Annotated in this window: 13 protein-coding genes; 1 reads left to right on the plus strand and 12 read right to left on the minus strand. The window is 64.7% G+C overall.

What is annotated here, in order from left to right; translation table 11 throughout:
- Positions 1-23: 23 nt before the first annotated feature.
- The 9 genes from BMX67_RS10890 to BMX67_RS10930 all read right to left on the minus strand — a co-directional run bounded on the left by BMX67_RS10890 (position 24) and on the right by BMX67_RS10930 (position 7,758).
- Entirely contained in the window at positions 24-824 is an 801-nt protein-coding gene (locus BMX67_RS10890) for a purine-nucleoside phosphorylase (protein ID WP_090734839.1), read from the minus strand.
- Complete coding sequence (locus BMX67_RS10895; protein ID WP_090734841.1) at positions 808-1,773, minus strand: ABC transporter permease; 966 nt, start codon at positions 1,771-1,773, stop codon at positions 808-810. Before BMX67_RS10895 ends, BMX67_RS10890 begins: the two co-directional genes overlap by 17 nt.
- Complete coding sequence (locus BMX67_RS10900; RefSeq protein ID WP_090734843.1) at positions 1,773-2,870, minus strand: ABC transporter permease; 1,098 nt, start codon at positions 2,868-2,870, stop codon at positions 1,773-1,775. Before BMX67_RS10900 ends, BMX67_RS10895 begins: the two co-directional genes overlap by 1 nt.
- Positions 2,870-4,516 (minus strand): ABC transporter ATP-binding protein, encoded by a 1,647-nt coding sequence (locus BMX67_RS10905; protein ID WP_090734845.1) that lies wholly within the window; start codon positions 4,514-4,516, stop codon positions 2,870-2,872. The genes BMX67_RS10900 and BMX67_RS10905 overlap by 1 nt, the downstream gene beginning before the upstream one ends.
- Positions 4,516-5,505 carry a BMP family lipoprotein gene (locus BMX67_RS10910; protein WP_090734846.1) on the minus strand — a complete coding sequence of 330 codons (990 nt, stop codon included), beginning with the start codon at positions 5,503-5,505 and terminating at the stop codon, positions 4,516-4,518. Before BMX67_RS10910 ends, BMX67_RS10905 begins: the two co-directional genes overlap by 1 nt.
- A gap of 101 nt (positions 5,506-5,606) precedes the next feature.
- A complete protein-coding gene (locus BMX67_RS10915; protein WP_090734848.1) occupies positions 5,607-6,005 on the minus strand; it encodes a GNAT family N-acetyltransferase in 399 nt (132 codons plus the stop codon).
- A 6-nt stretch (positions 6,006-6,011) separates the two neighbouring features.
- Positions 6,012-6,617, minus strand: coding sequence for a tRNA (adenosine(37)-N6)-threonylcarbamoyltransferase complex dimerization subunit type 1 TsaB (gene tsaB, locus BMX67_RS10920; RefSeq protein ID WP_425438980.1), 606 nt, complete (start codon positions 6,615-6,617; stop codon positions 6,012-6,014).
- Positions 6,607-7,170, minus strand: a complete 564-nt coding sequence (locus BMX67_RS10925; protein ID WP_090734852.1) for a NifU family protein — start codon at positions 7,168-7,170, stop codon at positions 6,607-6,609. Before BMX67_RS10925 ends, tsaB begins: the two co-directional genes overlap by 11 nt.
- 78 nt (positions 7,171-7,248) lie before the next feature.
- Positions 7,249-7,758: a universal stress protein gene (locus tag BMX67_RS10930; RefSeq protein ID WP_090734854.1), complete on the minus strand. Its 510-nt coding sequence runs from the start codon at positions 7,756-7,758 to the stop codon at positions 7,249-7,251.
- Positions 7,759-7,918: 160 nt separating this feature from the next.
- Between BMX67_RS10930 and BMX67_RS10935 the strand changes: the two genes are divergently transcribed.
- Entirely contained in the window at positions 7,919-8,614 is a 696-nt protein-coding gene (locus BMX67_RS10935; protein ID WP_245739428.1) for a sugar transferase, read from the plus strand.
- A 30-nt stretch (positions 8,615-8,644) separates the two neighbouring features.
- Here BMX67_RS10935 and BMX67_RS10940 read toward each other — a convergent pair whose 3' ends face one another.
- The 3 genes from BMX67_RS10940 to BMX67_RS10950 all read right to left on the minus strand — a co-directional run bounded on the left by BMX67_RS10940 (position 8,645) and on the right by BMX67_RS10950 (position 12,419).
- Positions 8,645-9,760: a histidine kinase dimerization/phosphoacceptor domain -containing protein gene (locus BMX67_RS10940; protein ID WP_090734858.1), complete on the minus strand. Its 1,116-nt coding sequence runs from the start codon at positions 9,758-9,760 to the stop codon at positions 8,645-8,647.
- A gap of 89 nt (positions 9,761-9,849) precedes the next feature.
- Positions 9,850-10,551, minus strand: coding sequence for a response regulator transcription factor (locus BMX67_RS10945; RefSeq protein ID WP_090734860.1), 702 nt, complete (start codon positions 10,549-10,551; stop codon positions 9,850-9,852).
- Complete coding sequence (locus BMX67_RS10950; RefSeq protein ID WP_090734862.1) at positions 10,548-12,419, minus strand: PAS-domain containing protein; 1,872 nt, start codon at positions 12,417-12,419, stop codon at positions 10,548-10,550. The genes BMX67_RS10945 and BMX67_RS10950 overlap by 4 nt, the downstream gene beginning before the upstream one ends.
- Positions 12,420-12,539 lie beyond the last annotated feature (120 nt).

A 12,539-nucleotide genomic window follows, 5' to 3' on the forward strand; every position in this document is an offset into this window, starting at 1 on the left:
GTATTTCGGCAAAGAAGAAGCGGTCAGCCGTCGCGGAGAAAACGACGCAGCACGGCCTCGAGTTTCGACGCGCCGATCGGGGCCATGGCCTTGGTATGGTCATGGCTGATCGATTCGTCGCTGAGCCCCGCGCCCATATTGGTGATCACGGAAATCGCGGCACAGCGCAGGCCGAGGAAGCGGCCAAGGATGATTTCGGGCACGGTGGACATGCCGACCGCATCCGCGCCAAGGGTGCGGGCCGCGCGGATTTCGGCTGGGGTTTCGAAACTGGGGCCTGAAAACCAGCAATAGACGCCATCGGGCAGCTGAATGTTTTCAGCCAGGGCCGCGGCGGTCAGCGCGTCGCGCATCTGGCTGTCATGGGCCTGCGTCATCGGCACGAAACGCGCGTCGGATCTTTCGCCGATCAGGGGATTGGTTCCGGCGAAGGCGATGTGATCGCTGAGCAGCATCAGATCGCCCGGCGCGATATCGGGGCGCAGGGATCCGGCGGCATTGGTCAGGATCAGCTTGTCGGTGCCAAGCGCGGCCAGCACCTCGAGCGGGAGGCGCATGGCGTCGGCGCGACCGGATTCGTAATAATGCGACCGTCCGCCGAACACGGCCACCCGGCGGCCTTCCAGTGTGCCGATGACAAGCTGGGGCACGTGGCCCGACACGCCTGCATGCGGAAAGCCCGGGAGATCGTCATAGGGGATCGCGACGCCGTCGATCTGGGCGGACAGGTGTCCGAGGCCCGATCCCAGGATCAGGCCGTATTCGGGGGCGTCCGATCCGGCGCGGTCGCGGATCAGTTGGGCAAGCTCAGCGCTCTTTGACATAGGGCTCTCCTCCGGCGCGCGGGGGAATGGCGCGTCCGACGAAACCGGCCAGGATGATGACCGTCAGGATATAGGGCAGGGCGTTCATGAACATCGAGGGGATGGTGATGACGCCCAGATCGAGATTGGGATAGCGGTTGGCGATGGCCTCGAGCAGGCCGAAGAGAAAGGTCGCGCCAAGTGCGCTGACCGGGCGCCATTTGGCGAAGATCAGCGCGGCCAGGGCGATGAAACCGCGACCGGCGGTCATTTCCTTGACGAAGCCCGCCGAGAGGCCGGTTGCCAGATAGGCCCCGGCCAGGCCACACAGCACGCCCGCGATGATCACCGCGACAAACCGCAGGCGCGTCACCGAGACACCGGCGGTATCGACCGATGCGGGGTTTTCGCCGACCGCACGCAGGCGCAGGCCGAACCGGGTCCGGAACAGCACCCACCATGTCAGCGGAACGCAGAGGAATGCGACATAGACCAGGATCGTGTGACCCGAGATCAGGTCGGCATAGATCGGTCCAAGCAGCGGCACATCGCGCAGCGTTTCCGCGAAGGGCAGGGTGATTTCACCGAAACGGCCGCCCCCGGTCAGCGCCGGGGTCCGCCCGCCAAGGCCGAAGATCTTGATGCCCAGCAGCACCGTCATGCCTGAGGCAAGAAAGTTGATCGCCACGCCCGAGATCAGCTGATTGCCGCGGAAGGTGATCGAGGCCAGCCCGTGGATCAGCGACAGCAGCATTGCCCCGCCGATCCCCGCAAGAAGACCCAGCCAAGGGCTGCCGGTGACAAAGGCGATCGAGGCCGAGGTGAAGGCGGCCATCAGCATCTTGCCTTCCAGCCCGATATCGAACACGCCCGAGCGTTCCGAATACAGCCCGGCCAGACAGGCCAGCAGCAGCGGCGTCATCAGGCGGACGGCGGAATCCAGGATCTGGATGATCGTCGGGAAATCCATCAGCCATTCCCCAGTTTGCGCATCGACAGGAAGATCCGTTCCAGAGGCATGCGCACCATGTTGTCCAGCGCGCCGGTGAACAGGATGACCAGAGCCTGAATGACGACGATCAGTTCACGCGGGATCGAGGTCCACAGCGCAAGCTCGCCCCCGCCCTGATAGAGAAAGCCGAACAGCAGCGCCGCAAGGAACACGCCGAACGGGTGATTGCGGCCCATCAGCGCCACGGCGATGCCGATGAAGCCCGCACCCTCGACCGCGTTCAGGACCAGACGCTCGGCCTCGCCCATGACATTGTTGATGGCCATCAGACCGGCCAGCGCGCCCGAGATCAGCATGGTGATGACGATGATGCGAACCGGGTTGATGCCCGCATAGCGCGCGGCGGGTTCGGACCGGCCGAAGGCGCGGATCTCATAGCCCAGACGCGTGCGCCAGATCAGCAGCCAGACCAGGACGCAGGCCAGCATCGCGATGAAGAAGGTGATGTTGACCGGCGTGTTCTTGCCCCATTCGATGCCGAGCCCGGCTGCCATGTCGGCAAGCGAGGGCAGGTGCGCACCCTCGGGAAAACGGGCCGAGGCGGGGTCCATGCTGCCCACGGGGCGCAGGATGTTGACCAGGACATAGTTCAGCAACGCGGCGGCGATGAAGTTGAACATGATGGTCGTGATCACGATATGGCTGCCGCGCTTGGCTTGCAGCCAGGCGGGGATCAGTGCCCATAGCGCGCCGAACAGGGCCGCGCCGATCATCGCGGCGGGCAGGGCGATGCCCCAATGCGGCCAAGGCAGCGCCAGTGCGACCAGCGCCACGCCAAGGCCGCCCAGCATCGCCTGACCCTCGCCGCCGATATTGAACAGGCTGGCGTGATAGGCGACCGCGACCGCGAGACCGGTGAAGATAAAATTGGTGGTATAGTACAGCGTGAAGCCCCAGCCATAGCTGGAGCCAAGCGCCCCATCGACCATCGTCTTCAGGGCCTCGGTCGGGCTTTCCCCGATCGCCAGGATCACCAGCGCCGAGATCGCCATCGCCAGCACCAGCGAGATCAGCGGCGTCAGGATGACATCGGCCCATTTCGGCATCTTGTCCATCAGCGCGGCTCCTTGGGCAGGTCTTCGACATGGTTCTGTTCGGGCGGGATGCCGTCGCTGGCAGGGTGATTTTCCGTATCCGTCACCCCGGCCATCAGCAAGCCCAGCTCGCCGGTCGTCGTTTCGGCGGGCAGGCGTTCGCCCATGATGCGTCCGTCGAACATCACCGCGATGCGATCCGACAGGGCCAGAATCTCGTCCAGTTCGACGCTGACCAGCAGCACGGCCTTGCCGGCATCGCGCAGCTCGACGATGCGTCTATGTATGAATTCGATCGCGCCGATATCGACGCCGCGTGTCGGCTGCCCGATCAGCAGCAGATCGGGGTTTCGCTCGATCTCGCGGGCGACGACGATCTTTTGCTGGTTGCCGCCGGAAAAATTGCGTGCCGCCAGATGCGTGTTGCGCGGGCGGACGTCGAAATCCTCGAAGTACTTTTCCGCATCCGCCTTGATGCGGGCGTTGTCCATCAGCAGGCCGCCCTGATATTCGGGCTGATCGTGATAGCCGAACGCGACGTTTTCCCAGGCCGCGAAATCCATGATCAGGCCTTCGACCTGACGATCTTCGGGGACATGGCCGATGCCGCGTTCGCGACGGGTGCGGGCGTCGGATCTGGTGCCGGTCAGGTCAAGTTCCTGACCATTCATGCGGATGCTGCCACTGACCGTCGCGCCTTTTTCGGGGTAACCGCCCAGCAGTTCCAGCAGCTGTGTCTGGCCATTGCCGCTGACCCCGGCGATGCCGAGGATTTCGCCCGCGCGGATGTCGAAGCCGATGCCGCGCAGGCGTTCGACGCCCTCGTCATCGACCAGCTTCAGGTCGCGCACCTCCAGAACCGGTGCCTGAGGCGCGGCCGGGGCCTTTTCGACATTCAGGATGACCTTGCGACCGACCATCAGCTCGGCCAGTTCTTCGGGGCTGGTCTCGGCCGTCTTGACCGAGGCGACCATCTGGCCGCGCCGCATCACGCTGACATTGTCGGTGATGTCCATGATTTCACGCAATTTATGCGTAATCAGGATGATGGTCTTGCCCTCGGCCTTGAGGCCTTCGAGGATGCGGAACAGGTGGTCCGCCTCGGCCGGGGTCAGAACGCCGGTGGGCTCGTCAAGGATCAGGATATCGGCCTGGCGATACAGGGCTTTCAGGATTTCGACGCGCTGCTGATGGCCGACCGACAATTCGTCGATCGTCTCATCGGGGTCGACGTTCAACTGATATTCCTGGGCCAGCTGTTTCAGCACATCGCGGGCCTTCGACAGCGAGGGCCGCAGCAGCGCGCCGTCTTCGGCGCCGAGGATGATGTTTTCCAGGACGGTGAAATTCTGCACCAGCTTGAAATGCTGGAACACCATGCCGATGCCCGCGCGGATCGCGGTCTGACTGTCGGCGATGGTGATGGGCTGTCCATCGATCAGGATCTGGCCCGCATCGGGTTTGTAGAACCCGTACAGGATCGACATCAGCGTGGATTTCCCCGCGCCGTTCTCGCCGATGATGCCGTGGATCGTGCCGCGCGGCACGCGCAGGTCGATATCCTTGTTGGCCTGCACCGGCCCGAAGGATTTCGAGATCCGCTTCAACTCGATGGCATAGGGGGCAGCCGTTTCCGGCCGCCCCCCCTGTTTCGCTGCGGCAGCCATTATTCGACCGGGCAGGCGTTGTCGGTCATGTAATCATGGACCGCGATTTCACCCGAGGCGATCTTGGCCTTGGCTTCATCCACGGCGGCCTGCATTTCGGCGGTGACCAGATCGGCGTTGTTCTCGTCGATGGCGACGCCCACACCGTCGGCGGCCAGATCCATGATCTTCACGCCCGGCACCATGTCGGTGCCTGCGACAAAGGCGTCATAGACGGCATTGTCCACACGCTTGACCATCGAGGTCAGCATCTGGCCCGGATGCAGGTGGTTCTGGTTGCTGTCCACACCGACGCCCAGCTTGCCCGCATCGGCCACGGCCTGCAGCACGCCGATCCCGGTGCCGCCTGCGGCCGCATATACCACATCGGCGCCCTGGCTGATCTGGGCCTTGGCCAGTTCGCCGCCCTTCACCGGGTCATTCCACGCGGCCGGGGTGGTGCCGGTATAGTTGATCAGCACCTTGCCTTCGGGCTGGGTCGCCTTGAAGCCCTGCGCATAGCCGCATTCGAATTTGTGGATCAGCGGAATGTCCATGCCGCCGATAAAGCCCGCCACGCCGGTTTCCGACGCCATGCCGGCCATCACGCCCGCCAGATAGCTGCCCTGTTCCTCGGTGAAGACGACTGACTGCACGTTGGGCTGATCGACGACCATGTCGATGATCGCGAATTTGGTGTCGGGATAGTCGGGTGCGATCTTGTTCAGCACGTCACCGAAGGCAAATCCGGTCATGACGATCGGGTTCGCGCCGGTTTCCGCCAGTCGGCGCAGCGCCTGTTCGCGCTGTGCCTCGGACTGCATTTCCAGTTCCTTGTAGCTTCCGCCGGTTTCCTCGACCCAACGGGTCGCGCCGTTGAATGCCGCCTCGTTGAAGGACTTGTCGAACTTGCCGCCCAGATCGAAGATCAGGGCCGGGTCGGCCAATGCGGCGCCTGCCGTCATGGCGGTCACGGCGCATCCTGCCAGAAGCGTTTTTTTCAAGGTCATGGTCAGCCTCATCCTGTTTGAGCAGGCGATTCAAGCCGCCTGCGCTGATGGCCCGATTAGGGCGCATCGACCTCGGGTGGTCAACCGTCTTCTGCGTGATTTCAAAGCCCAAGCCGCAGGATCAGCGCATCTGTCGTCGGTCCGTAATAGCGCGGTCGCCGTCCCGCGATGCGCCAGCCCTGGGCCAGATACAAGGCCTTGGCCGCATCATTGTCGGCGGCGACCTCCAGAAAGGCCTCGCAGGCCTGCATCCGGCGTGACGTGGCGGCAAATTCGGCTGTCAGCGCCCGGCCAAGCCCGTCGCGGCGATGTTCGGGCGCGACCGCCAGAGTCAGCAGCTCGGCCTCGTCCGCGATCACCCGGGCCAGCAGAAACCCCGCGCCCCGTGTCAGCAAGAAGCAGCGGGGCGAGGCAAGAAGTTCCGCGAACTCATCTGCGTTCCAGGGGCGCGGCACGGTAAAGCAACGCGCGTGCAGGGCGGCAAGGTCGTCAGGTGTCATGGCGGGTCAGGGCAGGATGACGGGGGCGGGCATCGATGAGGGCGCGGCGTCGGCAGGGCGCAGATAGATCGGCGCCGGTCGCGGCTGCGGGCGGTCCATGCGCGACAGCGCCAGCCGCGCGATCCCCGTGGCCAGCGGAACCGCCGGCGCAGCCGGCGCGGGGCCGGGCGGCAGCTGGCCGGTCACAGCCTGCTGTGGCCGGCTCGCCCGTTCGGGACAATCCTCGGCGTCGAAATCTTCCCAGATCACCTGATCTCGACGGCCTTCGATGACCACGCGGCACGGCCGGGGCAGATCGCAGGCCGTGGCCTCGGTCACGCTGATCCCGATGGCGGGGCATCCCAAGGACAGGGACAGCCCGCGTGCCGCGGCAACGGCCACGCGAATGCCGGTGAAATTGCCCGGTCCCGTCCCGACGCCGATCACATCCAGATCCGCCCATGCCAGACCGGCCTCGGCCAGCATCTGTTCCAGCATCGGGAACAGCCGCTCGGCCTGACCTTTGGTCATGTGCTCAAGGCGCTCTGCCAGCACCTGCCCGCCGCACAGCAAAGCGGCCGCGCAATGCGCGGCCGATGTGTCAAAGCCCAGGGCGACGCGATCAGGCAACAGGCCGGACCTCGACGACCTCGGGGATATAGTGGCGCAGCAGGTTCTCGATCCCCATCTTCAGCGTCAGGGTCGAGGACGGGCAGCCCGCGCAGGCGCCCTGCATGTGCAGATAGACGACACCGCGATCAAAGCCGTGAAAGGTGATGTCGCCGCCGTCCTGTGCAACGGCGGGGCGGACGCGGGTGTCCAGCAATTCCTTGATCTGCACGACGATCTCGGCATCGGGGCCTTCGTGATGGGCGTGGCCGCCGCTGTCCTGCCCGGCATCGCCTTCGATGGCCGCCGCGCCGGACTGGAAATGCTCCATGATGGCGCCAAGGACCGAGGGTTTCAGGTGATCCCAGGGCGTATCATCCGCCTTTGTGACGGTGACGAAATCGCGGCCCAGAAAGACGCCGCTCACCCCCTCGACCGCAAAGATGCGGCGGGCCAGCGGCGATTTGGCAGCCGTGTCCGCATTGGGGAAATCGGCGGTGCCGCTGCCCAGAACGGTCTCGCCGGGCAGGAATTTCAAAGTCGCCGGGTTCGGCGTGGTTTCGGTCTGAATGAACATGGCGCGCTCCTTTGCGCTTGATATGGCGATCGGACCCTGCCGGGTCAAGCAGCACGGCCGCCGCGCCGGGGCGGGGCCTCAGGTGATGGCTTCCAGACGTTCCTTGGACATTTCGCCGGGAACGATGGTGATCGGGCAGGCCAGCGTTCCGGCCTCGCGCATCAGCCGGGTCAGGACCGGGTTTGCCGCGGACTTGTCGCTGTTCAGGCCCAGAACGACGACGCCGATCTGCGGGTCGTCAGAGATCTGCGAGATCAGTTCCTCGGCCGGATCGCCCTCGCGGATCACCAGTTCGGGTTCGACCTTGGGCTTGGCGCGCATCCATTTCGCGAACACCTCGAAATGCGCCTCGATCCGTTCCTGTGCCTCGGCGCGCATGACATCGGCGACGCCAAAGCCGTGCTGGATGTCCTCGGCCGGGATGACCGACAGGATGACCACGGCCCCTCCGGTATTGGCGGCCCGCATCGCGGCAAAGCGCATCGCGTTCAGGCATTCGCGGCTGTCATCCAGCAGCACCAAGAATTTGCGTGTTCCCACAGGGTTCCCAAAGCTTGTTTCTTCGTCGGACAGTGGCCGAATTGCCATGCTTGTGCAAGAGATTGCGCATGCCGCGGGCCGGTCTGTTCACTTGCGCCGGCCGATGTGTTAGCCCCGTTGACGCGCTGTAACTCGTTGACCGGATGGCATTGTGACGATTCACCATGACTGGGACAAAGCCGAGGCATCGCGCCTGACTACTCTGCAAATGCCGAAGATGGCATGGTTCATGGGTGAGGCGTCAGGTGGCAAGGTGACGGCCATGCCGCTGTCTAAGCGATTGTTTGACGTGTGTTTTGCGACGCTGCTGTTGCTTCCGCTGTCGATCGTCATGCTGGGGGTCGCGCTGATCCTGCTGGTCGCGCAGGGTCGCCCCATCCTTTACAGCGCCGAGCGGATGAAATCGCCGGGTGATTCGTTCAAACAGCTGAAATTCCGCACCATGCTGTTGCAGGAAGATGATTTTGGCGCCACCGGCGCACATAAACATTGGCGGATCACGCCGATCGGCCGGTTCCTGCGCCGTTCGCGCATCGATGAGCTGCCGCAGCTGTTCAATATCCTGCGCGGCGACATGAGCTTTGTCGGCCCGCGCCCGCCCCTGCGCGAATATGTCGAGCGTTTTCCCGCGATCTATGGTCAGGTTCTGCAAAGCCGTCCGGGTGTGACCGGGCTGGCGACGCTGATCTATCATCGCCACGAGGACCGCATTCTGGCCGATTGCCGCAGCGCCGAGGCAACCGAGGCCGCCTATTACCGCCGCTGCCTGCCGGCCAAGATGAAGATCGACCTGATCTATCAAAAGCACCGCGACACCGGGCTGGATCTGTGGATCCTTCTCAGCACGGTGATGATCGTCGTCTCGCGGCGCGACGAACGTCCGCGCCGCCGCGGACGCCGCTAGACATCCTTTGCCCAACCATGACGCGTCTTGTCAGCCGCCCTGGCGGTGGCGCTCGGCGATGGTGAATTCGATGCTGATGCGCAGACCGTCGGCATTGGTGTGGATGTTCAACTCTCCCTGCAACTCGGCCGAGATGACGGCGGCGATCTGCATGCCCAGCCCGCCATCGCTGCTGTCGGCCAGATCGGGCAGGCCGATGCCGTCATCCTCGCAGATCAGGCAGATCGTATCGTCCTGACTGCCGCGTTCGGCGGTCACGCGCACGGTGCCCTCTTGCCCGTCGGGGAAGGCGTGCTTGAAGGAATTCGCGACGAATTCATTGATCAGCGTGCCGACCGCGACCGCCTGTGCCGAGGCGACGGGCAGCTTTTCCGTCTGGACCTTCACCGCGACATTCGCGGGCGCCAGCTTGGCCAGATGCCGGGTCAGGTTCTCGATGTAATGGCCCAGATCCACGACCGGCCCGGCATCGGTGCGATACAGTTCCTCGTGCAGGCGCGCGACGGCATCGATGCGGGAATTCAGCGTCGACAGCGCCTCGACCGTTTCCTCATGCTTGGCGCGGCGCGATGCCAGCCGCACCAGAGAGGACAGCGATTGCAGCGAATTCTTGACCCGGTGATCGACCTCGTGGCGCAGCATCGCCGCGTGGTTCAGCGCCTTGCGCAGTTCTAGCCGCGACATGATCTGTCCCGCCAGAACCCGCAATGTGTCGCGCTGCAACGGTGTCAGTTCACCCGGTTTGCGATCCAGGACGCACAGCGTTCCGATCGGCAGATTGTCCGGGGTTATCAGCAGGGCGCCGGCGTAAAAGCGCAGCCCGTCCTCGCCCTGGCACAGCGGGTTGTCGGCGGTCCGTGGATCGGCCAGCGTGTCGGGAATTTCCAGAAAATCGTCGGTCAGCAGCGCGTGCGAGCAGATCGACTGCGACAGTGGCGTCTGCGGAACGCCCAGCCCCTGTTCGGATTTGAACCACTGCCGATCCTTGTCCACCAGACTGATCAGGGTGATCGGCTTGCCGCAGATCGCCCCGGCAAGGCGCACGATCTCGTCGAATTCGCGCTCGGGATCGGTGTCCAGCACCTCATAGGCGCGCAGCGCGGCAAGACGCTCGCTTTGAAGCGGGTGGGGGGCGGCAGAAACCATCGGGGCAGTATTTCATCCTGTCATGTGCGGGGGCTTCTATACATCGAAACCCGGGCCTGTCGCCGCTAATTTTTGATATTCCTTCGGGGTTACTGGATTTCGGCCAGAAAAATATAGCCTGCGCCATAGATCGTCTTGATCAGGCGCGGGTTTTTAGGATCTTCGCGCAGCTTGGTGCGCAGGCGCGAAATACGCACATCCATTGCCCGATCAAAGCTGTCGCCCGCCGCCCCGCCCAGGGTTTCCAGCATCTGGGCGCGGGTGATCAGGCGGCGGGGATTGTCGGTGAACATGCGCAGCACCTCGGCCTCGGCGTGCGACAGGGGGGTCTCGCTGCCATCGGGGGCGGTCAGGCTGTAGCGGTCGAAATCGGCGGTCCATCCGGCAAAGCGCAGGGTGGTCGCACCGCTGCGGGGGGATTGGGCCGGGCGGCGCAGGCGGGCGCGGATACGGGCCACGACCTCGGCCGGTTCAAAGGGCTTGATGATATAGTCGTCGGCGCCCAGTTCCAGGCCGGTCACCCGATCCTGCACCTGCGCCCGTCCCGAGATGATGATGATCGCCGCGCCCGATTCCGTCGCCAGCCGATGCACCAGCGCCAGCCCGTCGCGGTCGGGCAGGCCCAGATCGATCAGGCAGGCTTCGGGGGTGATGCGGCGCAGCGCGGCTTCGAATTCGGTGGCGCGCGAAAAGCTTTGGGTGCGAAAGCCCGCCTGTTCCAGCGCTTGCGACAGAAGGCGGCGGATTTCGGGTTCGTCATCCAGAATGGCGATCAGCGGGGCATCGGTCATGGGGCATCCTTGGCGGCGCAGGCAAGGGCGGTGGCAAGCCGCGCGGGGGTGAAGGGTTTCGTCAGCACCGGACCCGTGGCACGTTCGCGCAACGGATCGCCCGGCGGCAGCGATGTCATCAGCACCGTGGGCAGATCGGCGGCCAGATCCAGACCCAGACCGTCGCCCAGCTGGATATCGGACAGGACTAGGGTCAGCCCCGGCAGGTCGGTCAGGGCGCGGGCCTCGGCCAGGCTTGCGGCCTCGATCACCGCATGGCCAAGCGCGATCAGCATGTCGCGGGCATCGGCGCGGATGGTATCGTCATCCTCGACCAGCAGCACCATCTGACGGCTGACCGGGCGCAGCGGCAGGCGCAGCGTGACCCGCGCGCCGGTGTCGCCGTTTTCCAGCCGCATCGTGCCGCCCACCAGCTTGGTCTGGTCATAGACCATCGACAGCCCCAGCCCCGATCCCTGACCCTTCTTGGTGGAAAAGAACGGTTCGGTCCCGCGGCGCAGCGCCTCGGGGGTGAAGCCGGGGCCGGTATCCTCGATCAGCAGCTCGATCCATTCGCCCGAGATGCGGGCGGTCAGCGTGATCCGCCCCGGTCCGGCCATCGCGGCGTTGGCGTTCAGGATCAGGTTCAGCGCGCTGTCCTGCAAAGCGCCGGGATCCAGCAGCAGAGGGTCCGATTGCAGGTCGATCCGCATGTCCAGCACGACACCATCGCCCAGGCTTGGCCGCGCCAGAACCGCCAGATCGCGCAGCAGCGCGGGCAGATCGGTCGGCTGCAACGACACGTCGCGCGCGCCGCTGATCTGTGCCAGACGGTTCAGCAGATCGGCCCCGCGCCGTGCGGCGGCCAGCGTCGCCTGAACATCCTCGGCCGCGCCCTGTGGCAGGTCTTGCGCAGCCAGCCGACCCTGAAGGCCAAGGATGATGGTCAGCAGATTGCCGAAATCATGCGCCATGCCAGATGTCAGCTGCGCGGCAAGGCTGCGCTTGCCGGCATGGGACAGCGCCTCGCGGGCCTGCACCTCGGCGCTGACATCGGTGGACAGCACATAGACGCCATGTTCGGCCCCGTCAGGCGTCAGCGCGATGCGGATGCGCCGCCCCGATGTGGGATGCGTGATCTCGAACACCTGCGGTTCGCCCGACAGGGTGGCGTCGATATGGGGTTTCAGCGTGGCCCATGTCGATGCGCCAAGCGCCTGTTCGACGGTCAGCCCGACGATCGGATCGGACGCCCCCGGAAAAATCGAGGGCAGCCTGCGGTTCGAAAAGCTGTAGCGATAATCGCGGTCGATATGGGCGATATGGGCGGGGACCATTTCGGTGACCTGCCGGGTACGCGCCTCGATCCGGGTCAGGACGCGCTGCGCCTCTTGCAGGGCGGCGTTGCTGGCGGCCAGTTCCCTGTTGGTGGCGGCCAGACGTTCGGCATTTTCCAGAACCTGCTCGGACAGTTCGGCCGAGCGTGCGCGCAGCAAGGCTTCCTGCCGCTTGATATCGGTGATGTCGGTATAGACGGTGATCCAGCCGCCTTGCCCAAGCGGTGCGCCCTCGACCCCGATCCAGCGCCCATTGGCACGCTGGCGTTCGAAATAATGCGGCTGAAAGGCGCGGGCCTGATCGACGCGCAGGGTCACGGCCTGATCGGGGTCGTCCTGCGGACCGTATTCGCCACGCGCGACCAGATAGCGGATCGTCTCTTCGAAGCTGGTGCCGGGACGGGTCAGGCAATCGGGCAGGTCGAACATCGCCTGGTACTGACGATTGGCCACCGCCAGTCGAAGGTCGGCGTCGAAAATCGACAGCGCCTGACCGATCAGATTGATGCCTGACCGCATCAGCTCCGCGCTTGGATCACGCGCCCCTACCATCGCCACCCGTCGGTTTCCATCTGATGCCTCCTGCTGCCCGTCTTGCCTAGCATCGGGCGCAGCGGGGCAAAAGCGCTGAAACATTTCGTTGGATTCTGGCAAAACTGCGGCAAAGATTGG

Origin of the sequence: Paracoccus homiensis (assembly GCF_900111675.1) — a bacterium.
In the GTDB taxonomy this organism is placed as follows: Bacteria; Pseudomonadota; Alphaproteobacteria; order Rhodobacterales; family Rhodobacteraceae; genus Paracoccus; species Paracoccus homiensis.

Excerpts from the sequence above, each read along its gene's own strand:
- BMX67_RS10890 (WP_090734839.1), bottom strand. The coding sequence starts at position 824 with ATGTCAAAGAGCGCTGAGCTTGCCCAACTGATCCGCGACCGCGCCGGA.
- BMX67_RS10895 (WP_090734841.1), bottom strand. The coding sequence starts at position 1,773 with ATGGATTTCCCGACGATCATCCAGATCCTGGATTCCGCCGTCCGCCTG.
- BMX67_RS10900 (WP_090734843.1), bottom strand. The coding sequence starts at position 2,870 with ATGGACAAGATGCCGAAATGGGCCGATGTCATCCTGACGCCGCTGATC.
- BMX67_RS10905 (WP_090734845.1), bottom strand. The coding sequence starts at position 4,516 with ATGGCTGCCGCAGCGAAACAGGGGGGGCGGCCGGAAACGGCTGCCCCC.
- BMX67_RS10910 (WP_090734846.1), bottom strand. The coding sequence starts at position 5,505 with ATGACCTTGAAAAAAACGCTTCTGGCAGGATGCGCCGTGACCGCCATG.
- BMX67_RS10915 (WP_090734848.1), bottom strand. The coding sequence starts at position 6,005 with ATGACACCTGACGACCTTGCCGCCCTGCACGCGCGTTGCTTTACCGTG.
- BMX67_RS10925 (WP_090734852.1), bottom strand. The coding sequence starts at position 7,170 with ATGTTCATTCAGACCGAAACCACGCCGAACCCGGCGACTTTGAAATTC.
- BMX67_RS10930 (WP_090734854.1), bottom strand. The coding sequence starts at position 7,758 with ATGGCAATTCGGCCACTGTCCGACGAAGAAACAAGCTTTGGGAACCCT.
- BMX67_RS10935 (WP_245739428.1), top strand. The coding sequence starts at position 7,919 with ATGCCGAAGATGGCATGGTTCATGGGTGAGGCGTCAGGTGGCAAGGTG.
- BMX67_RS10940 (WP_090734858.1), bottom strand. The coding sequence starts at position 9,760 with ATGGTTTCTGCCGCCCCCCACCCGCTTCAAAGCGAGCGTCTTGCCGCG.
- BMX67_RS10945 (WP_090734860.1), bottom strand. The coding sequence starts at position 10,551 with ATGACCGATGCCCCGCTGATCGCCATTCTGGATGACGAACCCGAAATC.
- BMX67_RS10950 (WP_090734862.1), bottom strand. The coding sequence starts at position 12,419 with ATGGTAGGGGCGCGTGATCCAAGCGCGGAGCTGATGCGGTCAGGCATC.